Source organism: Mucilaginibacter segetis (assembly GCF_016522075.1).
In the GTDB taxonomy this organism is placed as follows: Bacteria; Bacteroidota; Bacteroidia; order Sphingobacteriales; family Sphingobacteriaceae; genus Mucilaginibacter; species Mucilaginibacter segetis.
Genome location: NZ_JAEHFW010000001.1, coordinates 1,295,849 through 1,320,880, shown reverse-complemented (window position 1 = coordinate 1,320,880; position 25,032 = coordinate 1,295,849). Strand labels below are relative to the sequence as shown.

Below are 25,032 nucleotides of genomic sequence, written 5' to 3'. Positions count from 1 at the left end.
TATATTTATGGATAACTTAAAAATTACGGTATACCAGGGATATTTGTTTTGGGAGAATATTGACAAAAATCTGCAAAATATTTCTTTAAGATTATCCGGCATACGTGAGAAAACCAATCTGATCATCCTGCCTGAAATGTTTAATACGGGCTTTACCATGAACGCCGAGAAACTGGCGGAAAATATGGGCGGAAAAACCATGCAATGGATGGCCAAAACCGCGAGTGGTTTTGATAGCGTGGTCACAGGAAGCCTTATTATAAAAGAGAGCGACCACTATTATAACCGGCTGATATGGATGAAACCCGATGGCACTTACGAACACTACGACAAACGCCATCTTTTTGCATTAGGTAAAGAACACCAAACCTATACCGCCGGTACCGACAAACTTATAGTAGAATTAAAAGGCTGGAAAATATGCGCCGCTATCTGTTACGATCTGCGGTTCCCGGTATGGCTTCGTAATGTTAACGAAGATTACGACCTGTTGATGATAGTTGCTAACTGGCCCGAAAAGCGCGCCTTACACTGGCGCACGCTTATTCCTGCCCGGGCAGTTGAGAATCAGAGCTACGTTATAGGTGTAAACCGGGTGGGCCATGATGGAAATGAGATCTACCATTCGGGAGACTCTACCTGTATTGATCCGAACGGAAACGTGGTTTATTACAAACGCGACGAGGAAGATGTATACACTTTTTCGATCATATACGACGAAATAAAAAAAGCAAGACGTGCCCTGCCCTTTTTAAAGGATGCTGACAGTTTTACTTTAAACGACTGACGAAACTGTTATAGTTTCAAACTTTTATTCGTATCCATAACTAAACTTAGTATTTTGCGTTATTCAAAAAAATAATTTGCTTAGTAAATGAGATCAATATTCCACGGAGTATTTGCGGCGGCTATGCTGTTAACCACCTTAAATGCCTCGGCACAAAAATTCAAAGAAAAAGACCTTACTAAATTTGTTGACCCGTTTATAGGCACCGGCGGCCACGGACACACCTACCCCGGCGCTGTTGCGCCGTTTGGCATGGTGCAGTTAAGCCCCGATACCCGCTTAGAGGGGTGGGACGGCTCATCAGGCTATCATTATACCGATACTGTTGTTTACGGATTTTCACATACTCATTTAAGCGGTACAGGGATAGCAGATTATTGCGACATTTTATTTATGCCTACCACAGGCGAACCCAAGTTAAACCGGGAAGATTATAAATCACCATTCAAGAAAAAAGAAGAAAAAGCCGAACCGGGTTACTACAAAACTCAGCTGGAAAAATATGATATCGGGGTTGAACTGACCGCCACTCAAAGAGTGGGCGTTCATAAATATGATTTTCCTAAGAATGATAAATGCAATATCATAATTGATCTGCAGCACCGTGATGAGGTGCTGGATTCCTGGATAGAAGTTGTGAACGACCACGAAATTCGCGGTTTCCGCAGATCAAGATCATGGGCTACAGATCAATCAGTTTATTTCTATGCTAAATTTTCCAAATCATTTAAAACCTATGGCATCGCCTTAAACGATCAGGTGCAACAAGGGCAGTCCAAAGTACAGGGGAAAAATGTAAAAATGTATATCCAGTTTGATAACCCCGGCGATGTGGTGGCTAAAGTGGGGATATCATCAGTAAGTACCGAGGGTGCATTAAAGAACCTGGATACAGAAGTTCCAAACTTTGATTTTAAAAAGGTAAGAAAAGCGACCAAAGAAGTATGGAACGCGGAACTTAATAAGATACAGGTGGAAGGCGGAGCACCACCCGTACCCTTACAATCAACCCAAACTGGTTATAACAATTATGGCTACGGCAACCCTAATCCGCGTAAGTTAAAATTACCGGATTATTCAGAAATAAAACAAACCATATTTTATACGGCACTTTACCATTGCATGCTGGCGCCTAACGTTTATAACGATGTCGACGGGCAATACCGTGGGCTTGATCAAAAGATACACACTGCATCGGGCTTTAACTATTATACCGTATTTTCATTATGGGATACCTTTCGCGCCGAAGACCCGCTGCTTAACCTTATCGACCGTAAACGTACGTTGGATTTCATCAAATCATTTTTAGCGATGTACGAACAAGGCGGGCTGTTGCCGATATGGCCGCTTGCTTCAAGCGAAACCTATTGTATGATAGGTAATCACTCAATACCTGTAATAGTGGACGCTTATGCAAAAGGCATTCGTCGCTTTGACGCGGAAGAGGCTTTTACTGCCATGAAAGCCGCTGTAAACCGCAACCAGTTCGGGCTGGATAATTATCGCAACACCGGAGCAGTAAATGCTGATGTAGAGCACGAATCAGTATCAAAAACACTGGAATATGCTTATGATGACTGGTGCATTGCTCAAATGGCAAAAATGCTTAACAAGCCGCAGGATTATGCAGTTTACATAAAACGTGCCCAGTACTGGAAAAACGTTTTTAATAATCAGAATAACTTTATGCAAGCCCGCGATAATGGCGGTTGGTACACGCCGTTTGAGCCAACAGAGATCAATAATAATTATACCGAGGGCAATGCCTGGCAATATTCATTCCTGGTTCCGCAGGATGTGCAAACGCTGGAGAAAAAAATGGGCGGCAAACTGGGATTCGAGATCATGCTCGATGAATTGTTCAGTACCAGTGCCAAACTAAGCGGCCGTGAGCAGGCTGATGTAACCGGATTGATAGGCCAGTACGCGCATGGTAATGAACCGAGCCATCATATTGCCTATTTATATAATTTCACCGACTCGCCTGATAAATCCCAGTATTATGTAAGCAAAATTTTAAGTGAGGAATACAGCAATAAACCTGATGGACTTTCGGGTAACGAGGATTGCGGACAAATGTCGGCATGGTATGTTATGAGTTGTCTGGGTTTATACAATATCTCGCCGGGGCAGCAGCAATATATGGTGGGTATCCCTCAGTTCGAGACTATTCTGATAAGCCTGGAAAATGGCAAAAAGATCAATATCAGTAATCCTGGGGCTACCATCAGTCGTCAAAACATTTACTTACAGGGCATGAATCTGAATAAAAAGCCCTACAATAAGCTTTATCTGAATTATGATGACATTGCCAATGGTGCTACATTTGAAGTATTCAGCGGCCGTTTAGCCAATAAATTATTTGTGAGAAGTTTAGAGAAACCAACCTCTGTTATAACAGATGACCTGATAGTGCCTAATCCGTATATTATTTCACCATCAAAAACTTTTAAAAAGCCTATAAATATTGAAATAGCCTGTGCGGATAGCTTAGCCAAAATATATTATACACTTGATGGCAGTACACCAAACGCTAACTCAACACTTTATAGTAAACCAATAACCATAAGCGATAATACAACCGTTAAGGCTATCGCTGTGAATAATGGCGTTAGCAGCTTTGTTGATGCGGGGACGTTTAATAAGATCCGTGATGACCTTAAACTTACCTTAACCAACAAGTATCTGCCCAATTATGCGGCGCAGGGAGATGAGTCGTTAATAAACGGCATACACGGTAAGGCCGACTGGCGGCTGGGCAACTGGCAGGGCTACCAGGGGAAGGACCTGGAAGCGATTATTGATATGGGAAAAGTTAAGCCTGTTAAAAAAATAAGCCTGGGCACGGTGCAGGACAGCAGAGCCTGGATAGTTTTTCCGAAATATGTAGAGTATTGGTTATCTGATGATGGTAAAAACTATAAACTGGCAGCCAGAGTAGACACTAAAATTAAGGTAGACGATTTAACCGTACAAACACAGGAATTTACAGCCGATATTAACAGCAGTGCCCGTTTCATTAAGGTTATAGCCAAACAATACGGCCCGTTGCCCGACTGGCACGAAAGCAAGGGCAATCCGTCGTACATATTTGCTGATGAAATAACCGTGGAATAAGATAAAAATAATTAAGTATGCCGGTTAACGAAGAGCTTTTAAACAGAGTACGCGAAGCATTGATGGATATTGCAGAAGTTACCGAAAAGCGTATGTTTGGCGGTATCTGTTTTATGGTAAACAATAAATTGTGCGTATGCGTAAATCAGCATGAAATATTATGCCGGATTGGCCCTGATGAATTTGATAATGCCATAGAGCAAAATGGTACCCGGCCAATGCAGCAAGGCGACAGAACAGCAAAGGGTTATGTATTTGTTGATGAACTGGCTATACAAAATAAAGTTGATTTTGACTATTGGATAGGTTTGGCACTTACTTATAATAAAGTAGCCAAGTCTTCAAAAAAACGGAGATAATTCCGGCCTCTGTTAAGAGGAAGTTTCCCATCCTGTTTCTTTTAATGCAGGATCATTTTCTTTAGCTAAAAAATCATTGTTCGATAACGAACCCGCATCCCATTGCAATATAGCCTCATCAGGTACCACTTTTACGGCCGTTTTCCATGAAGTTGAAGTTTCATTATACGCGATGTTGGATTGAAGAGAATAACACGATATAACGGACCAACGGGGATGATCAGACAGGTTTGCTTCAGAACGGTGAAGTAAATTACTGTGAAAGAATAAGGCGTCTCCCGCATTTAATTCACAATAAATTAATTCCATTGTCTTTAATGCATTATTAACCATTACCATATCGGCACCTACCTGCTCGCCCGAAAAACCATGATTTACCCTGCCCAATTTATGCGACCCCTTAATTACCTGCAGGCATCCGTTAGCCTTGTTTGCCGGAGTAAGGGCAACCATCACACTCATTAACTGATCTGGAAACATAAATTGATTTTTATACCAGTAGCCATAATCCTGATGCCACTCCCATGCACCTCCTACTTTTGGTTCTTTTTGCATCAGTTTGGAGTGAAAATGGCATACGGGAGAGCCTTCGCCTAATAATTGCCCAACAGGCTTTATCATTCTTTGGCTTCGGGTTAAATATCCAAAAACATCATCGCCGGGTGTAAACCATAAAGACAACCGGGTTTTCTTTCCACTTTGGTCGTTAAGGTCAAGTGCGTTTTTGCGCATGGCGTCATCATTAACCGCGGTGCTATACAGCTTGTCTATCTCAACATCATTACAAAAATTCTTAACAACCAAATAACCATCACGGTTATAGTCGTTCATCTGTTGTTCAGATAAAGTAACGGAAGCCATACCATTAGGAATTTAATATTATAATTGGTGAATAAATTTAAGCAGAATTTTAAAGAATAAGAAACTGCCCCAATATGCCAATATGTTTTTAATCCCAGTTAAAAGTTACCACCCGGTTATTTAATTTCCATTTTTCAGGCCATTGATTGGTAAGCCAGTCAAGCGGCTCGCCTGTTGGCTGTTTCTTCGCGGCCTGTGCAAAAGCCAGTTTAACAGCTGCTTTTTGTTCTGCACCTAAAACTTTACTATCTGCCGATATAAACAAAGGCGCGCCACTTTCTGCAAGCAGTTGCAGCCAAAGCTTGGTTTTATCCCAGGGTACATATTTGGTAATTCCCACACAATCACCGTCTACAGCGTAAAAAGTATTGTGCTGGGGCAAACGGAAACCTAAGGTGTTAACACCCATTTTTTTGGTGCGGGGCCATTCCCTGCCGCTGGTATCATCTCCGGTACGGTTTAGTTCAAATAATCCGGCAGATAAATGGCTAACGGTATTACATCCAATAACATACATATCCTGCGCCGACTCCCGGATGGCCGCATATAAGTTATTAATGATCTCGACATTGGTTTTGGTATCGTCGTTATATTTCCATCCCGGCACCGTAAAACTATCCATCATTTGAAAGCCCCACCGCCCGAAAATATCATAGGTGCTGTAATCGTGTTTCACCATGTGGTAGCCCCACTGCTTATATAGTTTAAAATTGCGCTTCACCCTTTCAAGTGTTTCGGGCACCGTCGGGTCAAGTATAGGAGCTTTTGCATCGTCCCTTCCCCTGATGGTTGGTGCCAACATGCTTTTTTTATCGTCAAGCCTTGCTATAAGCGGACGCGTCCACAACCCGGGTCGCATACCCAATCCTTTTATCTCATCGGCCATTTTATGCATATCCTTAAACTTTTCGTTAGCTATCGAAAAATCATCCGGTTGCTGCCAGCCATCATCAATTACCGAAAAGGGTTTGTTATGAGTATCGCTCACCAGTTCCGCCATTACCGCGGTCTCGTTTTTTATGGATTCGTATGAATTATTACCGTAGGCGTAATACCAATCGTTTATTCCGTAAACCGGTAGCTTAGGCAGGCGCGGCTTATCGCACATTAAAGCGCAAAAACGAGAATCGGTTGCAAAGGCATTTTCATTCGGTTTATTCAACATGGTAACCACATCCGCGGCATGCAGGGTGCGCTGACCCAATTTTACACCTACCCCACCCGAATGTGTATCCATAGTAAGTTCAATAGCATCTGGTTTTATCTGCCACCAGCAAAAAGTATTGCAGCCTGTTTTTACCCCAAAACATACCGTAGAACTATCATCATGCAATAGTACATACCATGGGTTCTTAATATCAGGTTGCTGCTTCTTCCAGGCAAGGTCGCCATAGGAGCGTTCCCAATGATCGCCTAACATCAGGGCATTTTTTACGGGCTTATATTTCCACTTTAAGCGAATGCCCCGTAAAGCAGCTTCCGGCGACATTACATATACGCCCTGAGAACCCTTATTTTCCTTAACCTCAACTCTTACAGCGTTGTGTGTGAATACCGAACCACCATTGCGGCTCAGCTTCACCCAATCACCATCGGTTTGGGCCCATACCTCATCGGGCAGATTAATAAGTGAAGCATTTGCCGCTGCATAAGTTAATTTGCTAAATGTGGCGGCCGCCAGCGTTGTGGCTGATAATTTTATAAAGTTGCGTCTGTGCATAGTAGTGATGTGTTGGCTAAACTAAAAAAATATTGTTAAAAGTTGATGTAACAATTAAAGAAAGCTATCGTCCAAAATAGCAGCGATAGTTAAATTTAAACCGAATAAGCTATGAAATGGAACTTTTTATCCCGGAAGAAACCTGTAGTTGACAAGCCAAAAAAAAGTAAAGTACGTGAATGGGTTGATGCTATTTTATTTGCCGTAGTAGTTTCCACTATTATTCGGGGATTGCTTTTTTCGGCTTACGCCATTCCTTCCGCATCAATGGAAGGCAGTTTGTTAACAGGCGATTATTTATTCGTAAGTAAAATATCATACGGTGCACGTATGCCCATGACCCCTGTTTCCATTCCGTTTTTAGAATCAACCGTAACCGGCATGAAAATAAAGACCTATTGGGACGGCATTCAACTACCATATTTCAGATTATCCGGTTTAGGTAAAGTAAAAAGTGGAGACGCGGTTGTGTTCAATTATCCGGCCGGATCGGTTCCGCAACCTGTAGACATGCGGGAGCATTATATTAAACGTTGTATTGGTACACCCGGTGATATAGTTACTATAAAAGATTCAAGGGTGTATGTTAATGGTCGCCCGTTTAAAAATTCTGCTGAAGCGCAAACATCCTATGTGGTGCAAACCGACGGACAGGACCTGAACCCTGAAATGCTGCACAACCTGCATATTGAGGTAAGACAACAACTCACACCCGACACCTATGAGATGATAATTCCGCCGGTAAGCTTAGTGGAATTTAAAGGCTATTCAAATATTAAAGCTGTTAATCCGGTTATTGAGCCCAAAGGATATTATGATTCAGCTGTTTTTCCGCATAACGATCGTTTTAAATGGAACGAGGATAATTTTGGCCCGCTGCTTGTTCCCAAAAAAGGGTTAACTATTCCGCTTAATGATTCTACACTTACTTTATACCGCCATGCTATGGAAGCTTATGAGCACAATGAGGTTAGTGGTAATGGAAACAGCATTTATGTTAACGGTAAAAAAGCTGCTACTTATACCTTTAAAATGGATTACTATTGGATGATGGGCGACAATCGCCATAACTCAGAAGATTCACGCTTTTGGGGGTTTGTACCGGAGGATCATATTGTAGGCAAGGCCATGATAACCTGGCTAAGTATAGACAGCACCCGGAATTTCTTTAATAAAGTAAGGTGGAATCGTATCCTTAAACCTATAGAAAACGTTAAGCAGGAGTAGGTAATCGATTGCTCATTTCTGACTATTCACTCATTTAAAGTTACATAGCTGATGGCAGGTAATTAAGTTAATTTTCCGCCATCAGCTTTTACCGTTTTGTATTTGATACGCTGATTTTGGCCGGTAATGTAAATGTTAAGTTTTGTTACTGACGCGCAGGACGGTAAAACCTGAGCTTTATACCTGATTGATACACCTATAGCTGATGCCCCCCTTTTATTGCCCGATACCGTACAGTTACCTGTATCACTAATGCACAATAAAAAGCCAATGAACAATTTTAAAAACCTATAAATCAATCAGTTAAAATGATGGCACCTGTTTTGAGGAAAACGTATTTATAATACTGTAGATGATGAAAGATCATAAACCAATTGAAAGGCGGACTTTTTTGCAGGACCGGTTTGATATTCTTATAAAAAAACAAAGGAATGGACAGGCCACTTTTAACGATCTTACTGAGTTAGATGACATTGTAAATCGTGTACCTTCTATAAGGGAAAGTATACTGGAAGAAATGCATCAGTATGATCATCCTGCTGAACCGCCAGCAGCGGATCAAACTGATTTAAGCAAACTACCTTTAAAGCCGCAAGGGTTACTTGAGCAATTAAGATCATTTATTAACCGTTTGTTTATTTCAGCTTTATATCGGCCGGGAACGGCATACGTACAATAAGAATAAAAAAGGGGTATACGATATGATTTAAATACCGGGGTGATATGGAATATCAAAACCCGGGCAATTACCAATGAGAGCACATTGGTATAATTATTTATGAACCTGTTTCTTTTGCTTCTTTTTCAGCGTCTTTTACAGGTTTTTCTTCCGGTTTTTCAGAAACAATCTCTCCGTATTCATTAACATAAGCAATCATACTTTGTAAATTATCGCCTGTTGCCGTTGAGTTCTCTCTTCTTTCTTGTTTGCGCAGTAACTTTTCTTCTTTCTTTTTTAAACGTTTTTTCTCTAACTGTTTTTTCATGAAGGTTGCTTGCGATTTTGCCATATTTTATATGTATTAAGTTTAAAATTCAATAATAAAAAAGCACCTACCCTTTTTTAGGGCAGGTGCTTTTAAATAATTTATAATGATTAAATTACTTTTACGTTTACTGCGGTAAGACCTTTTTTGCCCTCTTCCACATCGAACAGTACATTATCGTTTTGACGTATTTCGTCAATAAGGCCAGTTGAGTGTACAAAAACGTCGTTTCTGTTTTCACTTTGTGAAACAAATCCAAAGCCTTTTGTGGCATTGAAAAATTTTACTGTTCCTTTTTTTTGCATTCCCAAATATTTGGTTAGGTGGCAATATAACTAAAATATATAGCATTTCACTTTAAATAAAGTATATTAACTAAATTTTACATTCAGGATAAACTACTTTTACCATTACATTATATTTTTTTACTAATGGATAATTTCGATATAATATAAAACCGAAACATTAGTATTAATCCAATAAAGAAACAGTACCTTTAAGCAATTACCCGTCTTATACAAAAAAACCGCCAGTCGTTATTTTCTTATGGCAATTCCAAGGTTAAAGTATTGTACCTGTTAATTAACATTCCTTTTAAAAAACAAACATCATGAGTAAAGACAAAAAAATGGTTAAGGACAAAAAGAAAGCCCCAAGCCTTAATGTTAACAAACAAATTTCTTCTTATCAATCAGGTAAAACATCAGCATCTACAGATCTGTCGCCTGCTAAAAAATCAAAATAATCATGGACAACCAACAAGTAGAGCTACAAAGCCGTATGTATTTGTACGATTTGATGAATGCCGCCAAAGAACATGGTTTTAAACAGGATGATAGCTGGGAGTTTAGCATGGTCAGTGATTCCGGAAGATCAAGTATTCAAAAAAATTATTATCCAACAATTGCAGTGAAAATAATGCCGGAAATATTATTACAGGTGTTTCACACCATTAAATCGCGGCTTAATCAAACATTCAGTAAGGATGAAAGACAATTCCAAACAAAAAACATAGAAGAAGAAGATCTGAATTTTTTGGTTGCTTATAATTTAAAGCGCCCCCGGGGATAATACTTGCCGTATGTTTTCATAAAATGTTTGTATAATAAAAATGAGGTCAGTTACCTCAGGAAAGATGTCAATTTATTATATTCGTTTTATGAAAACCTACCCAACCCTATTCCCGTCATTCGGTATAAAAAAAACGTTTGGTCTGCTTATGCTGGCCGCATTTTGTTTGAATAACACCCGGAGCTTTGCGCAAAGTAAAGATCCGGTTATTGAGAATATTATAAAAGAAGAAACCGATAACTCACATCTGGAAACACTGGCTCATGAGTTGTTTGATGGTATTGGCCCCCGCCTGGTGGGTACACCACAAATGGAGCAGGCAGGTAAGTGGGCATTAGCCAAATATAAAAACTGGGGCATTGATGCCCGCTATGAAAAATGGGGCGAATGGCGTGGTTGGGAACGCGGCATCTCGCATATTGATATGGTGTATCCCCGTGTAAAATCATTAGAGGGCACGCAACTGGCATGGAGCCCATCCATGAAAAAACCGGTCACCGCTGAGGTAATTGTATTACCCGACCTGGCCGATTCTGTAGCTTTTCAAAAATGGCTGCCTGCCGTGAAGGGGAAATTCGTAATGATATCAATGGATCAGCCTACCGGCCGGCCGGATGATAACTGGAAAGAATACGCCACCACGGAATCATTCGATAAAATGAAGCAAGCCCGTTCTGCCCAAACCGAAGCGTGGCGCAAACGCATCAGCAATACGGGTTACACTACCCGCACCTTACCTGTCGCTCTTGAAAATGCAGGAGCCGCGGGCATACTTACTAATTACTGGTCGGCAGGTTTTGGGGTGGATAAAATTTTTGCGGCCTATACTAAAAAGGTGCCTACTGTTGATATTGCGTTGGAGGATTATGGCATGCTTTTCCGTTTGGCAGAATCGGGCGATAAACCGCGTATCACTATGCAAACCGAATCAAAAGAGTTGGGAGTGGTTCCTACTTTTAATATCATAGGCGAAATAAAGGGCACCGAAAAACCTGATGAATATGTAATGCTGTCCGCACATTTCGATTCCTGGGATGGCGGAACGGGCGCCACGGATAATGGCACAGGTACACTTACCATGATGGAGGCTATGCGAATACTTAAAAAAGTTTACCCGAACCCCAAGCGTACCATTTTAGTGGGCCATTGGGGTAGTGAAGAAGAAGGACTGAACGGTTCACGCGCCTTTGTGGAGGATCATCCGGAAATTGTAGCCAACCTGCAAGCTTTATTTAACCAGGATAACGGCACCGGACGTGTAGTAAATATTTCGGGGCAAGGGTTTTTAAATGCTCATGACTACCTGGGCCGCTGGTTATCACAGGTTCCTGATAATATTCGCGAACAGATCAAAACTAATTTTCCGGGAACCCCGGGTGGTGGCGGTTCAGATTTCGCCTCATTTGTTGCAGCAGGGGCACCTGGGTTTTCGTTAAGTTCAACCAGCTGGGCTTATGGCAATTATACATGGCATACCAACCGTGACACTTACGACAAAGTGGTTTTTGATGATGTGCGCAACAATGCCATCCTGACCGCTATTTTAGTTTACATGGCCTGCGAGGATCCTGCTAAAGCATCACGAGAGAAGAGCGTATTGCCTACAGACAGCCGTACGGGTGAGCCTATGAAATGGCCTGAGCAGAGGAAACCGAACCGTCATGGTGGGTTAGATTAATAAGATAGATACTGATAAAAGCACGGAATTAAATGCCGTGTTTTTATTTGATACTTCCCTATATACTTGTTGATGTTACGTATAAGCGGATTATATATTTACCCCATAAAATCATTAGGCGGCATTGCCCTTACTGAAGCTAAGGTTACCGATCGGGGATTGGAGCATGACCGCCGCTGGATGCTGGTTGATGCCAATAATCGTTTTCTATCGCAGCGCGAACATCCGCAGTTGGCCCTGTTTACACAAGAGTTAACAGTAAACGGATTAAAAGTAACATATAAGGCTAATGGGGCATCCATTTTAATTCCGTTTAAACCTGTAAAACAAACGCAGCTACAGGTGAGTATTTGGGATGATGTATGTACGGCGCAATTGGTAAGTGATGAGGCTGATGAATGGTTTCGGGAGAAACTCAACATAATTTGTTCATTAGTGTATATGCCGGATGAAACTGAACGCCCTACCGATCAAAAATATACCGAACCCGGAAATATCACTTCTTTTGCTGATGCCTACCCTATGCTGATCATCGGGCAAGCCTCGTTGGACGACCTCAATAGCAAATTAGATGCCCCCGTTCGAATGAACAGGTTTCGGCCCAATATGGTATTCACAGGAGGCGAAGCATTTTTGGAGGACAGTATGAAACATATCCGTATTACAGGAACTGATTTGTATGGGGTAAAACTTTGCGCGCGGTGTGTAATGATCACCATTGATCAGGCAACCCGCAAAAAAGGAAAAGAACCAACCAAAACGTTAGCCACCTACCGGCAAAAAAATAATAAGATATATTTTGGCCAAAATCTTATCAGCAGCGGTAACGGCACTATTAAAATTGGCGATGAGATCCATATTTTAGAAACCCATCAGGAAGCTCGGTTTTTTATTTAATATTTAAAGACTATTCTCTGCCATTGTTTTAAGAAATATATTCCGTTTTGTAAGTAACCGTTCCATATACATCTTTAAAAATAATTCATCTACAAGCTTACCCAATAATCCAAAAGGAGACTTAAAAATAAATTCATCGCTCATTATTGTTCTATCACCATCGCTTTTAAAAAAGTGAGAATGCCGCATTAGTTTAAAGGGGCCTTTTATCATTTCGTCCACAAAATAATCCGGAAATTTCATTTCAGTTATTTTAACTGTCATCTTCATTTTTAATCCAAAATGGTTTGCTTCCCAGGTAACCCAATCGTTTAAATTTATCAGTCCGGAAGTAACCCCACCAACCGCTTTTTCACGGCTATGCTCCATAGAGTTTACATGCAGATCAATGTTTCTTGAAGCATCAAAGCACACCTCTAATGGCGCGTTTATATGTGTTTGCAACTTAATTATCGCCACTGCTTTCGGCCCTTTCTTTTATTACTTGTAAAATATTGTTCTGAATATCTTTCATTATCCACCCTGCCCACCACGATGCATAAAAATTAAAGGTAGTTGTCAGTTTGAAATGGCTGTACAAATGCAGGCGAAAGGTGGTGTTATTTAGTTTCTGCAATACATAAGTTCCGTTAAGTACATCAAAATAATCGCCCCCTATTACCACATGTTTATCCATAGTAGTTGAGGGTATTTCATAGGGATTTGCTTTGATGGAAAAAACCATACGGCGCATATCATCATAATATAATACCTGCTCATGAAAAACCAACCCCTTATCAAAAATGGCTTTACGGTAAGCGCCCACACCGTTATAATTCAGTTCGGCACGCACAGGCCGCGGAAAACCCAGCGTACGGGTTAGCCAGCCCTTATCTTCATCTTGTTTTATGGCTCGTACCCTTGTAACGTTTCGCCATATCTTCGCCTTATCGGCTTTAATATCAATAAAAGTATAAGCCTCGTATTTTCCCGGAATACTGCCAACCAATTGCTCTATTGGCGACATGATAAAAGGGAGCAATACCACTAAGGAGATGTAGGTTCTTTCACCTTTTTTCTTTTTGAGTTTAAAATATCCGGCAGTTAATCCTCCTAATGATGCAGATGCCAAAAACACAGGCATGATCATCAACCAGCACGCCCATCCTTCTATTGCAAAAGTTAAAGTAAGCAGAAAAAAAGCAAGGATAGGAAGCCAGGGTACAAATACTCGGTAACTTATTTTCCTGACCTTTTCAATATCCGATACATAGATAGTTAAGGCGCCTATACCAAAGGGCACCAAAAGCAAAAAACTGATGGACATTACCACATACAATTCCGATATACGGTCTACACCAAATACAAAACGCATTACAAAAGCGAATAGCAGTGGTAAACCGATTATTAACAGCCATTTTTTATACTTGATCATAGATTATCATTTGAAAGGATAGGTTATTAAACTCTTGTACTTAAAATATCGTGAATGGCATGTTGTGTCAACGGAAACCTGAATTGATAACCAGCCTCCAGTAACCGTTTAGGAGCTACCCATCTGCTTTTCAGAATCAGTTCGGTTTCTGTAACGATAAGGCGGGCGCCAATTTCCAATAACCATTGCGGGGCGGGCAAGCCAAAAGGTACACCGTAAGCTTTGCGGATGATACCCATCAGCTCCTTATTTTTCACAGCATTTGGGCTCGTACAATTAATTACACCATTTAGCTCCCGATGTCTGTAAATGTATTCGGTAATCTGCGCTGCATCCAATTCATGTATCCAGGCCACATATTGTTCGCCATCGCCCTGCATGCCGCCCATACCCAACTTAACCAAATTAAGCAACCGAGGAAAAACCCCATCATTACGACCCAGAACTATTCCCATCCGTAAGGCAACCTGACGGGTAGCAGGTGTATCGACATCAAAAAATGCCTGTTCCCATTTCTTGCAAACTTCTATGGAAAACCCGTTACCAGTTTCCCCGGTAGCTTCGTCCTGCGCATGATCTTCCGCGTGGCGGTAAATGGTAGCTGAGGTAACGTTGATCCACAATTCAGGTGGATCACTTATCTTGTTTATTGCATCGCCCAACAAAGCAGTGGGCACAACTCTTGAACTGATGATCTGTTGCCGGTTTTCCGGTGTGTATCTGCAGTTAACATTTTTTCCGCAAAGGTTGATAAGCATATCAGCGCCGTTTAGAGCGCTAATCCACTCCCCTTCCGTTTGACCATCCCATACCACGGTTTTGACATTCGCTGTAGCAGGATTTGCCTTTCTGCTTAATATGATCACCTCATCAGCCAGATCTTTGTAATATGCAGCCAATACCGTTCCCAGATAGCCATTGCCGCCGGCCAATACAATCTTTTTATATTTCATATCCGTTAATTTAAGATATAGATCAGTAAAAGTACCAGCAGGCGGTAAACTGTCCAGCTAAGTGTTAACAGCCAGCCTAAATGTAATATTTTTGTGCGACGAATATGCTCCAGAAACATTAAACCCGCCACACCCAGGAAACAAAATGTTGCGGCAATAGCAGAAAAATGGAATATTTGAGCCATAAGTAATGCAGGTAATAAAAGCAAAGCACCGCCAAAAGATATCGTCATCATATTGCCGAGATACTCCCATCGCTTTTGCGGAGCATACCAGTTAATAATTATCGTCTGAAAAAGGATTTGCCCACCGCATATATAATATTCCCGAAAGTGATCACCTAAAGGCACTAACCCTGTTAATAATTTAGCATACATAGTGAGTATTCCACCTGCCAATAGCCAAGTAAATACCAGATATGCCAAACGGTAACTTAACCTAAAAGTGGGTTGAACAGCGTACTCGTCAGCCTTTGAAGCGGGAATAATTACCCTTCTGTTGTAAGAAACAAAAGCATATAATTTTTTCGCCAACCATAAAAAAGGCACGCAATTAAACATGGGTTTTAACCATGTATAATTATACCCTATCACTTTAAATAAACTCTCTATTCCATAACTCACCTCTCCTGTTTGCGTGTTTACCAAAGCTATTTCATTTGCAGCGCGTTGCCAATCCACTAAGGGGCAGGCAGCATGCGGTATATTTTGGTAAGCGGCTCTTCCATCCTGATTGAGCATACCCCTGTTTACAAGAGAATTAGTATATAATTTGCACATAGGGCAATCGGCATCGTATAGAATAATATGGTTGTGCAGCGTTTTCATGGCATATTTGGATTAATATAATTATAGTTAGTGATTAGCAGCCTTGCTCTTTTGTGTCCTATTTCTCAGCTTAAAGAATATGGTGAGATTTAAAAAGTGCATGCCTCCCAATATGAGTATTATTAAACCCAGTTTATGACTCAACACCTCAATTACCGCTTGAATGCTCCCTATCCCTCCGGTTTCCTTTAGCGCCAAACTCATGTAACCAATATTGATCAGGTAAAAGCCCACAACAAGCAGCTTGTTCACGCTGTCGGCCAGCGGGGTATTTCCGCTAAAAATATCTACCAAAAAAATACGGCCATTGTTAAATAAAACTCTGGCTACCCAAATAGTTAATAGTATGCTAACTAAAAGGTAAACGGCGTAGGTTAAAATAAAATAGTTCATGATGTTATTGATTTAAGTTAATATTATATATATTGAATTTTCAGTAAATTATGAAAGTTTTAATTAAAAAAATATAGCTATTTAAATATTTTAAAAATAGATCCCCAAAACCAATTTTCTTCGGTTTTCAGCATGGTTTCCAGTGTACGGTTCACATTTTTAGCCAGCTTATTTATTTCGGTAACCGATTTTTTAAACGTTTTGTATTCCGGGTCTTTGTCGTCTCCCTTAACTTCCGATAGCTCATTCAATATTTTCACTACCGGGTCGAGTTCCCTTTTTTTACGTTCCTGAGCTACCTGGCGGGCTATCATCCAGGTATCCTTCTCTGCAAAAAAATATTCCTTACGTTCGCCTGCACGATGTTGCTTTTCTACTAATCCCCACCCTATCAGATCGCGCAAGGTCATATTAGCGTTTCCTCTTGATATGCTGAGTGCCTCCATTATCTCTTCAGTAGTTAAAGCGTCGGGGGTTATCAGCAGCAAAGCGTGTACCTGCGCCATAGTGCGGTTAATCCCCCACTCCGATCCAAGTTTGCCCCATGCCTCAATAAACTTTAGTTTTGCCTCCGCTAATTCCATAAAGCAAATGTATAATTTATTTATTAAACTTTCAAAAATTATTGAAAGTTTATTTTTTATTATTTTAGATCATGAATTAATTACTTTAATAGCTCTTAACATAAAATTTACTTAAATAATTTACGTTGTTAAATTTTGTTAAAGCGGTTATGATTTAGGCGCATAATTTTACATCTTTACCCAATGTTCCGAAGGATAAGAAACCAATACTTAAGATATTTTACCATCTTTATATATTTTGTTATCATCTTTTTTTGCGCCATTGAATTAAACTTTCTTTGGTTGTTCGGTTATTCTCCGGATATGGAGGATATTAAAACGCCGAATTTATCCACTTCATCAGAGGTTTACACAGCTGATGGCAAACTCATCGGTCGTTTTTACCGGGAGAACCGCTCCCCTGTCGATTTTAAAAGCATCTCACCTAATATTATAAATGCCCTTGTAGCAACAGAAGATGTACGCTTTTACAGCCATCACGGGGTAGATTTTTATTCTTTTTTTACCAGTGTAATTTCCACAGCGCAAGGCGATAAACGCGGAGCAAGCACCATTACACAACAACTTGCCAAAAACTTATTTAAAACACGCAAGCGCAAATCAGAAGGCTTGATAAGTCATGTCCCGTTATTGCGTACAGTTGTTTACAAGTGTAAAGAGTGGCTCACCGCTTTTAAAATTGAACATGTTTATAACAAGCATCAAATACTTACCCTGTATTTGAATACCGTACCTTTTGGAAATAACTCCTTCGGTATAAAAACAGCCACGCTAAAATATTTTGACAAAACTCCTGATGCAGTAACGCCTGCTGAAGCAGCCACACTTATTGGTATGCTGAAAGCTACATCAACCTATAATCCTATTAATTACCCGGAACGGGCGGTAGAACGACGCAACATCGTTTTAAGTCAGATGCAAAAATATGGATATATCACTAAGGCAGGGTATGATAGCAGCAGTAAAAAACCTGTTGGACTTAACCTGAGCTATGTGGATAACAGTGGACACGGCGATTCTTACATAAGACGTGCTGTAGAAAAATGGCTGGATAAATGGTGCGAAGAAAATGACTATGATCTGTACGAAGACGGATTGAAAATATACACTACTATTGATTCCCGCATGCAGCAATACGCTGAGGAGGCAGTTGATGAAAAAATGAAGATGCTGCAAAAGCGCTTTAATAATATCTGGGGCGACCGGAACCCCTGGCGCGACTCAAAAGGCAACGAGATAAAGGACTTTTTACTTAAGGCAGAACAACGTCTGCCTATCTACAAATTATTGAAGAAGAAATATAACGGCGATACTACCGAGATCAACAAATATTTCAATAAAAAGAAAAAGATGACGGTATTTACCTGGAATGGCGATAAGGATACTACCTTTTCCAGTGCCGACTCCATAAAATACTACACCCGCATATTAAACACCGGAATGATGACCATGGAGCCATCAACCGGTAAAATAAAAGTTTGGGTAGGTGGTATTGATCATAAATATTTTAATTACGATCACGTAAACCAGGCCAAACGGCAGGCAGGTTCTACTTTTAAACCATTCGCTTACGTAACAGCGCTGGATAATGGTTACACTCCGTGTGATAAGTTTACCGACAAACCTGTAACCATAAAATATAAAGACAATGGCAAAGATGAAGTTTGGCAGCCCAATAATGCCGACTTCAGGTTCAGTTACCGCGATATGTCGTTACGCTGGGCTATGGGAAAATCTGTAAATTCCATTACCGCGCAACTTACCGAAGCCGTAGGCTGGGATAAAGTGGTGCAGTACGCTCATAAATTAGGTATCGAGAGTCCGCTTAAAGCGGTTCCGTCGGTATCATTGGGATCTAACGATGTTTCGGTGTATGAGATGGTACGTGCATACAGCACTTTTTTAAACAAAGGCGAAAAGGTTGATCCGCTGCTGGTAACAAAGATCACCGATCAAAAAGGAAATGTTTTACAGGAATTTACGCTTAAAACCGAAAAGGTGTTGAGCGAGGAAACCGCTTGGCTGATGCTTTACATGTTCAGAGGGGGAATGGAAGAACCGGGAGGAACCTCGCAGGCACTATGGGAATATCCCGGCCTGTGGAAGAAAAACAATCAGATAGGCGGTAAAACAGGTACCTCATCCGACTATGTGGACGGCTGGTATATGGGTATCACCAAGGACCTGGTAACCGGTGTTTGGGTAGGTGATGATGACCGCAGTGTGCATTTCACTACATCCGAAAGTGGCGAGGGATCACATACCGCCCTGCCGATATTTGCCCGCTTTATGGAAAAAGTTTACGCCGACCCTAAAACAGGTTATACATGGGGGCCTTTCCCTAAGCCATGGGTAAAAATCACCAAGCAATATGATTGCCCATCGCCTCGAATTATTGAACGCGACACTACTGAAAATGACAGTACAGGCATACAGGTTGATTCAACAGGTGCTCTGAACGTGCCCGCCAGCGGATTGGTACCGCAAATAAAGATACAGTTACCGGTAAATAAATAGTAAATAACAGCATTGGCTTTAAACAGCCATTTAACTAAATTAGCACTTATTCTATAAAACCTATTTTATGAATAAACGTTACTCTCCCTCTGCTTTATTAAAATATCCGCTGATTGCCCTGTTTATTGTTACAGCCATGCTTTGTAATCAGCAGGCTAAGGCGCAATATTTCGGTCAAAACAAAGTGCGCTATAAAAAACTCGACTTTAAGGTTTTTAAAACGCCTCATTTTGAGATCTACTATTACATTAAAAATGATAGTATGATCAAACGTTTTGCCCAGGAGAGTGAATTATGGTACACGCTGCACCAGCAGGTTTTCCGTGATACGTTTAGTAAACCCAACCCTATTATTTTATACGCCAACCATCCGGATTTCCAGCAAACAACCGCTATTGACGGCGATATCAGCGTAGGTACCGGTGGTATAACAGAGGGCCTCAAAAACCGGGTGGTAATGCCCGTAATGGAAACCAACCAAACCACGCGCCATGTTATCGGGCACGAGTTGGTGCATGCGTTTCAGTACCATTTATTATTGGGTAAAGATTCCTCTAACTTTGAGAACATAGGCAACTTACCGTTGTGGATGATAGAGGGTATGGCGGAATATCTATCCTTAGGTAAAAAAGACGCGTACACGGCTATGTGGATGCGGGACGCCTATCTGAATCATGATATCCCTACCGTTGAAGATCTTACTACAAGCAATAAGTATTTCCCTTACCGATATGGCGAGGCTTTCTGGTCGTTTTTAGGATCAACCTATGGCGATACCATTATAGTGCCCTTCTTTAAAAATGTGGCGCGTTTTGGCCTGGAGTATGGTATACGCCGTACTTTTGGTTATGATGATAAAACCCTTTCCCGGCTGTGGAAAAACTCGGTAGAGTCTACCTATAAACCACTACTTACCGATACAGTACAAAAACCGGTAGGTAAAAAGGTTATAGACAGTAAAATTGGGGGCGACCTTACCGTTGCCCCGGCAGCAAGTCCGGATGGTAAATACATTGCCTTTCTGTCCTCCAAAAGCTTATTCAGTATCGATCTCTACCTCTCCGACGCGCAAACGGGGCGGATAATTACCAAACTCACGAGCAAGGTCTCCAATACGCATATTGATGAATTTAACTTTATAGAATCGGCGGGCGCCTGGTCGCCGGATAGTAAGCGTTTCGCCTTTAGTGTATTTAACAAAGGGCGCAACCGTATGCTTGTGGTAAGCGTACCGGACGGCAAGATACTGAATGATGTATCAATGGGCAAGGCCGAACAGTTCAGTAACCTTACGTGGTCGCCGGATGGTAAAAACATTGCTTTTCAGGGTTTGTCAAATGGTTATGGCGACCTGTATATGTATAATTTCGACACCAAAAAAGTACAACAACTTACAAACGATAAATATTCCGACTATCAGCCAAGCTTCTCTAAGGATGGTAAAAAGATCATCTTCTCCAGTGACAGGGCAACATACGATAAGTCATTATCACAGGAGATCACCTTTAATTTGGCCGAACTGGATATAGCCACCGGGCAAATAAAAAACATTGATGTATTTAACGGCGCGAATAACCTGAATCCGCAATACTCATCAGACGGTACACAGGTGTACTTCCTGTCTAACCGCGACGGGTTCCGTAATATGTACCGTTACACCTTAGCCACCGGGAAAGTGGAGCAAATGACCGATCTGTTTACAGGGATATGCGGTATTACCGAGTATTCGCCGGCCCTGAGCCTGTCGGATAATAACGATGTGGTTTATTCGTATTATCGCGCCCAAAAATATACCATCTATAACGCCAAGGTTTCCGATTTTAAGCCGGTTACTGTTAACGCTGATTCCACCAATTTCGATGCCGCCTTATTGCCTCCTCCAAAAGCGGTTGGTGTGGACCTTATCAATTCCAACCTGAACAATTACCTGGCCTATAAAAAATTACCGGTTGATTCTATCCACTCTATCCCCTACAAGCCAAAATTTAAACTGGATTACCTGGCAAGTAATGGTGTAGGCGCCTCTGTAGGCACATACGGCACGGGTTTATCCAGCGGTATACAGGGTGTATTCAGTGATATTTTAGGGCGCAACCAAATATATGCGGGCCTTGCGGTAAACGGCGAAGTGTATGACTTTGGCGGGCAGGTGCTTTACATTAACCAGCAAGGGCGATGGAATTTTGGCATCGGACTGTCGCATATCCCCTACCAATCCGGAACTTATGGTATTGATACCACATCCATTAACTATTCCGATCAGAAGGTACCGGTATATGAGGAGCATACCGATATTATCCGCACCTTTGAGGACGCGCTGCAGTTGATCGCCTCCTACCCTTTTTCACGCACTACGCGTGCTGAGTTTGGTACCGGAGCGGCACATTACTCCTACCGGGTTGACAGGTACAGCACCTATTACCCTTACCAGATAGATAACGGGCTGATATATATTGGCAATCCTATTGATTTTAAGAAACACAAGGTATCGCGCGAGCAGTTTCGTGATGAAACGGGTTACGACCTTAAACCTTTTACCATATACCATTTAAATACAGCCCTCGTTGGCGACGATTCTTACTTTGGGATAGCGGCCCCTTTAAATGGTTATCGTTACCGTTTAGAAGCCGAGTATGATTTTGGCACCTATAAATTCTTCGCCCCAACTATCGATCTGCGTAAATACGTACGTACCGCGCCTGTTACCTTCGCTGCAAGGCTGTATGCCTACGGGCGCTTCGGCGGCGATGCCAGCGGTCTGTATCCCCTGTATGTGGGCTATCCTTTCCTGATACGCGGGTACGAATCGCAAACATTTTATAACGCGCAGCGATCACCAACCAACAACTTCACTATAGACCAACTTTCGGGTAACCGCATTGCGGTGGCTAACTTTGAGGTGCGCCTGCCATTTACCGGGCCGGAAAAGCTGGCCGTTATAAAATCAAAGTTCCTGTTCTCGGATCTGAACCTGTTTTTTGACGCGGGGCTGGCCTGGAACCAGGGCGACCAGATAAAATTTCAGAAAGACCCGGAATTTTTAGGCTATAAACCTGTGGTAGACGGCAACGGCAACCCGGTGACCGACGCTAACGGCAACCAGCTAACCACACCGAATTATACCCGGGTACCGTCGCTAAGCGCGGGCATATCATTAAGGGTTAACTTTTTCGGCTACTTTGTACTGGAACCTTATTACGCGTTTCCGTTTAACCGTACCGATATTAAAAAACCGGTATTTGGGTTAACATTTGCGCCGGGTTGGTAAAATGTGATGAGGTTTATTGTTTAGGTAGTACGATTACGGTGCTAGGTTCTATGACCCTGTAATTGCGAGGTGGACGAGCGTTGATCCACTGGCAGAGGAAAGCAGACGTTGGAGTCCGTATAATTATGCTGAAGATGATCCGATAGAAAAATTGATCCGGATGATATGCAAACTCAGCCAGGGCCTCAGAGCATGGAGAACCCATTGTACTATATTGCAGAAGGGTTCAGGCAATATTTTCAAGCCGACGGTTCCGTTGCCGATAGGTTTTTTGCAAGCTTTTCAACTTCGCCCCCCGGCTGGCGCAAGTATGTCGGTACGGCTTTGCGCATAAAAGCTACTTGTGCCTTTTTAACTCCCCGCTCCCGCAAGTGCCCCCCGCTTGTGGGTAACCCAGTCCGGGTTTGTAATGGGGTTCGGTGATTTTATGTAAAGCTATTAGTCCATTGTATTTGTTTTATTTAAGTTTGTACGTTTTCCACATCTTTATCCATGAGAAAAAAAATCATTCTGAAAGGTTATTTTAATTTGTTTATAGGCTCTCTTATCGTCGGGATACTGTCATTCCTATTAGCCATTTCTTTAAAAACACTTACTGCGTATTTTCAGGAAGGCTTATTTGAAAAGGTTAAGCATATGCGCCTTTTGTTTGTGGTGCTGCCATCAGTAGGTATTACCAGTATTTATTTTACACGTAAGTATATCTTTAAGGGTAAACAGAACAAAGGCATTAAGGAAATATTCCAAACGTTAGATAAACGAAAGAATGAACTCCCGTTTTATAAAATCCCATCCCATTATATCAATGGTTTTTTAACGGTTGTTTTTGGCGGTTCTACAGGTGTAGAGGTATCTACAGTTGTAGCAACAGCCGCCATAGGCGCAAGTGCTTATAAAAAAAATGAAATAGCTAATTCTTACAAAACCGAACTGGTATGCGCAGGCGTTGCAGCCGGAGTAACTGCCCTATTTGGCAGCCCCATAGCCGGACTACTGTTTGCTATTGAAGCCATTTCCCGTAAAGCTTCCAAGACGCTAATTTTCAGTTGCAGCATTGCCGTTATAACTTCATGGGCGTGTATGTATCAATTTGGCAATCAACCATTATTCAATTTCGCCATCAATGGCTGGAATAAAGAGGCTATCCCTTACATGCTACTGCTGAGCATATTAGCGGCAATGCTTGGCGTATATTTCACAAAAACCGTAATTTTTATTAAAAGCCGATTTGCGGCCATAAAAAACAATTTTTTGCGGGTAAATACCGGAGCGTTAATAGTGGGCGTATCCATTTTCTTTTTTCCACAATTATACGGGGATAGTTATCATGCTATTCCGCAGTTAGTCAATAGCAGCAGAAACATATCAGCCGGCCTGATAGGCTTATTGCTGATATTAGCATTATTAAAGCCACTAATCGCCTCATTTACCTTAGGGGCCGGAGGAGATGGGGGTGTGTTTGCACCCAGTTTGGTTTCAGGTGCAATGTTGGGCATCCTGATCGCTGTATTTTTTAATTTTTACTTTCACACCCATTTAATAATTCTAAATTTCGCCTTAATTGGTGCGGCCGCCATGCTTAGCGCCGCCCTCCACGCGCCAATGACCGCCTTGTTTCTTACCTGCGGCCTCGTTGTTGGCGGGTTTAAATTATTCATACCCGTTTTAGTTGGAGTGCTACTTGCAAAATCAATAGCCAAATACCTTTGCAACTATACGGTATATAGCTATAAAAGAACTTCGTCCTAAAACCAGGCAAGTATACTGCTTGCAGTAAAGAATCATTATTTTAGTAAAAGTCTATTTTTTTATAAAGTTAAGCTATAAGCTGAATAAATTATAGGGCAAAGTTATGAACTTCGACCAGTAGGGAGAGTGATTTTTATGAGACAATTTGCTATTATTTTTAAACTTCAAAAGGAAATAGACCTTTCACAATATACCTTTCCTGAAATTTCAGAAACAATAGTGGCAGTTTTGGAAAGCTGGGATTATAACGTTACAAAAGCCCAGTCACATGAGTTTATCTTTGAAAGTGGTAATGGATATTTACCTAGGCAAGAAGCAGTGCTACTCAGCCATTATGGTTCAGTAGCAATATTGAAAGAGGCAGAAAGGTACATATTAGAGCTAAAATACACCGTTGGATATTTACCCGATATATTCGTTATCTTATGGATTATTTATATTGCTAAAACTTCCAATCCAAACTTTTATTGGTTTATCGCATTAATGTTGGTTTATTTTATTTATAGATTATTTATTATTCGCAAAAAATGCAAACTAATGTTAATACAGATTGTGGAGTTACTAAATTAGTTTGGAAGGCTGGGATTGGGCACCTCTCTCTCGCAAGTATACCGTGAGACTTTA

The 25,032-nt window shown here is 41.3% G+C and carries 24 protein-coding genes; 14 read left to right on the top strand and 10 right to left on the bottom strand.

Features of this window, described 5'->3' with window-relative positions:
• Positions 1 to 7 precede the first annotated feature (7 nt).
• The 3 genes from I5M19_RS06015 (at position 8) to I5M19_RS06005 (ending at position 4,263) form a co-directional block, all read left to right on the top strand.
• Complete coding sequence (locus tag I5M19_RS06015) at positions 8 to 787, top strand: amidohydrolase (RefSeq protein ID WP_200065299.1); 780 nt, start codon at positions 8 to 10, stop codon at positions 785 to 787.
• Positions 788 to 874: 87 nt separating this feature from the next.
• Positions 875 to 3,904 carry a GH92 family glycosyl hydrolase gene (locus I5M19_RS06010; protein WP_200065297.1) on the top strand — a complete coding sequence of 1,010 codons (3,030 nt, stop codon included), beginning with the start codon at positions 875 to 877 and terminating at the stop codon, positions 3,902 to 3,904.
• Positions 3,905 to 3,921: 17 nt separating this feature from the next.
• On the top strand, positions 3,922 to 4,263 hold the full coding sequence (locus tag I5M19_RS06005) for a TfoX/Sxy family protein (protein ID WP_200065296.1): 342 nt from the start codon (positions 3,922 to 3,924) through the stop codon (positions 4,261 to 4,263).
• Positions 4,264 to 4,275: 12 nt separating this feature from the next.
• Here I5M19_RS06005 and I5M19_RS06000 read toward each other — a convergent pair whose 3' ends face one another.
• Positions 4,276 to 5,124 carry a phytanoyl-CoA dioxygenase family protein gene (locus I5M19_RS06000; protein ID WP_200065294.1) on the bottom strand — a complete coding sequence of 283 codons (849 nt, stop codon included), beginning with the start codon at positions 5,122 to 5,124 and terminating at the stop codon, positions 4,276 to 4,278.
• A gap of 88 nt (positions 5,125 to 5,212) precedes the next feature.
• Positions 5,213 to 6,844, bottom strand: a complete 1,632-nt coding sequence (locus I5M19_RS05995; RefSeq protein WP_200065292.1) for an alpha-amylase family protein — start codon at positions 6,842 to 6,844, stop codon at positions 5,213 to 5,215.
• A gap of 111 nt (positions 6,845 to 6,955) precedes the next feature.
• Here I5M19_RS05995 and lepB point away from each other — a divergent pair, with 111 nt between their 5' ends.
• Together lepB and I5M19_RS05985 are read left to right on the top strand one after the other, a co-directional pair.
• On the top strand, positions 6,956 to 8,071 hold the full coding sequence (lepB, locus tag I5M19_RS05990; RefSeq protein ID WP_200065290.1) for a signal peptidase I: 1,116 nt from the start codon (positions 6,956 to 6,958) through the stop codon (positions 8,069 to 8,071).
• A gap of 355 nt (positions 8,072 to 8,426) precedes the next feature.
• Positions 8,427 to 8,750 carry a hypothetical protein gene (locus tag I5M19_RS05985; RefSeq protein WP_200065288.1) on the top strand — a complete coding sequence of 108 codons (324 nt, stop codon included), beginning with the start codon at positions 8,427 to 8,429 and terminating at the stop codon, positions 8,748 to 8,750.
• Positions 8,751 to 8,847: 97 nt separating this feature from the next.
• Here I5M19_RS05985 and I5M19_RS05980 read toward each other — a convergent pair whose 3' ends face one another.
• Together I5M19_RS05980 and I5M19_RS05975 are read right to left on the bottom strand one after the other, a co-directional pair.
• On the bottom strand, positions 8,848 to 9,081 hold the full coding sequence (locus I5M19_RS05980) for a hypothetical protein (protein ID WP_200065286.1): 234 nt from the start codon (positions 9,079 to 9,081) through the stop codon (positions 8,848 to 8,850).
• Between the two features lie 86 nt (positions 9,082 to 9,167).
• Positions 9,168 to 9,362: a cold-shock protein gene (locus tag I5M19_RS05975; RefSeq protein ID WP_200065284.1), complete on the bottom strand. Its 195-nt coding sequence runs from the start codon at positions 9,360 to 9,362 to the stop codon at positions 9,168 to 9,170.
• A 305-nt stretch (positions 9,363 to 9,667) separates the two neighbouring features.
• Between I5M19_RS05975 and I5M19_RS18715 the strand changes: the two genes are divergently transcribed.
• From I5M19_RS18715 to I5M19_RS05960, 4 genes are all read left to right on the top strand, one after another.
• Positions 9,668 to 9,802: a hypothetical protein gene (locus I5M19_RS18715; RefSeq protein WP_262895489.1), complete on the top strand. Its 135-nt coding sequence runs from the start codon at positions 9,668 to 9,670 to the stop codon at positions 9,800 to 9,802.
• A 2-nt stretch (positions 9,803 to 9,804) separates the two neighbouring features.
• Positions 9,805 to 10,128 (top strand): hypothetical protein, encoded by a 324-nt coding sequence (locus tag I5M19_RS05970; protein ID WP_200065282.1) that lies wholly within the window; start codon positions 9,805 to 9,807, stop codon positions 10,126 to 10,128.
• An 88-nt stretch (positions 10,129 to 10,216) separates the two neighbouring features.
• Positions 10,217 to 11,806 (top strand): M20/M25/M40 family metallo-hydrolase, encoded by a 1,590-nt coding sequence (locus I5M19_RS05965; protein ID WP_235985774.1) that lies wholly within the window; start codon positions 10,217 to 10,219, stop codon positions 11,804 to 11,806.
• 72 nt (positions 11,807 to 11,878) lie between these two features.
• Positions 11,879 to 12,703, top strand: a complete 825-nt coding sequence (locus I5M19_RS05960; RefSeq protein ID WP_200065280.1) for an MOSC domain-containing protein — start codon at positions 11,879 to 11,881, stop codon at positions 12,701 to 12,703.
• A gap of 3 nt (positions 12,704 to 12,706) precedes the next feature.
• Here I5M19_RS05960 and I5M19_RS05955 read toward each other — a convergent pair whose 3' ends face one another.
• The 6 genes from I5M19_RS05955 to I5M19_RS05930 all read right to left on the bottom strand — a co-directional run bounded on the left by I5M19_RS05955 (position 12,707) and on the right by I5M19_RS05930 (position 16,874).
• Positions 12,707 to 13,147, bottom strand: a complete 441-nt coding sequence (locus tag I5M19_RS05955) for an SRPBCC family protein (protein WP_214653025.1) — start codon at positions 13,145 to 13,147, stop codon at positions 12,707 to 12,709.
• 1 nt (position 13,148) lies between these two features.
• Entirely contained in the window at positions 13,149 to 14,117 is a 969-nt protein-coding gene (locus tag I5M19_RS05950; protein WP_200065276.1) for a hypothetical protein, read from the bottom strand.
• A gap of 26 nt (positions 14,118 to 14,143) precedes the next feature.
• Complete coding sequence (locus tag I5M19_RS05945; protein ID WP_200065274.1) at positions 14,144 to 15,070, bottom strand: TIGR01777 family oxidoreductase; 927 nt, start codon at positions 15,068 to 15,070, stop codon at positions 14,144 to 14,146.
• A gap of 5 nt (positions 15,071 to 15,075) precedes the next feature.
• The gene (locus I5M19_RS05940) at positions 15,076 to 15,897 is read right to left on the bottom strand and encodes a thiol-disulfide oxidoreductase DCC family protein (RefSeq protein ID WP_200065272.1); all 822 of its coding nucleotides are present in this window, start codon (positions 15,895 to 15,897) and stop codon (positions 15,076 to 15,078) included.
• 27 nt (positions 15,898 to 15,924) lie between these two features.
• The gene (locus I5M19_RS05935) at positions 15,925 to 16,290 is read right to left on the bottom strand and encodes a hypothetical protein (protein WP_200065270.1); all 366 of its coding nucleotides are present in this window, start codon (positions 16,288 to 16,290) and stop codon (positions 15,925 to 15,927) included.
• Between the two features lie 77 nt (positions 16,291 to 16,367).
• Positions 16,368 to 16,874, bottom strand: a complete 507-nt coding sequence (locus tag I5M19_RS05930; protein WP_200065268.1) for a GbsR/MarR family transcriptional regulator — start codon at positions 16,872 to 16,874, stop codon at positions 16,368 to 16,370.
• 183 nt (positions 16,875 to 17,057) lie between these two features.
• Between I5M19_RS05930 and I5M19_RS05925 the strand changes: the two genes are divergently transcribed.
• The 5 genes from I5M19_RS05925 to I5M19_RS05905 all read left to right on the top strand — a co-directional run bounded on the left by I5M19_RS05925 (position 17,058) and on the right by I5M19_RS05905 (position 24,978).
• Entirely contained in the window at positions 17,058 to 19,391 is a 2,334-nt protein-coding gene (locus I5M19_RS05925; RefSeq protein ID WP_200065266.1) for a penicillin-binding protein 1A, read from the top strand.
• Between the two features lie 67 nt (positions 19,392 to 19,458).
• Positions 19,459 to 22,659, top strand: a complete 3,201-nt coding sequence (locus tag I5M19_RS05920; protein WP_200065264.1) for a DPP IV N-terminal domain-containing protein — start codon at positions 19,459 to 19,461, stop codon at positions 22,657 to 22,659.
• 192 nt (positions 22,660 to 22,851) lie between these two features.
• Complete coding sequence (locus tag I5M19_RS18590; RefSeq protein ID WP_235985773.1) at positions 22,852 to 23,082, top strand: hypothetical protein; 231 nt, start codon at positions 22,852 to 22,854, stop codon at positions 23,080 to 23,082.
• A 69-nt stretch (positions 23,083 to 23,151) separates the two neighbouring features.
• Entirely contained in the window at positions 23,152 to 24,408 is a 1,257-nt protein-coding gene (locus I5M19_RS05910; protein ID WP_200065262.1) for a chloride channel protein, read from the top strand.
• Between the two features lie 135 nt (positions 24,409 to 24,543).
• Positions 24,544 to 24,978 (top strand): hypothetical protein, encoded by a 435-nt coding sequence (locus I5M19_RS05905; RefSeq protein ID WP_200065260.1) that lies wholly within the window; start codon positions 24,544 to 24,546, stop codon positions 24,976 to 24,978.
• Positions 24,979 to 25,032: the final 54 nt, after the last annotated feature.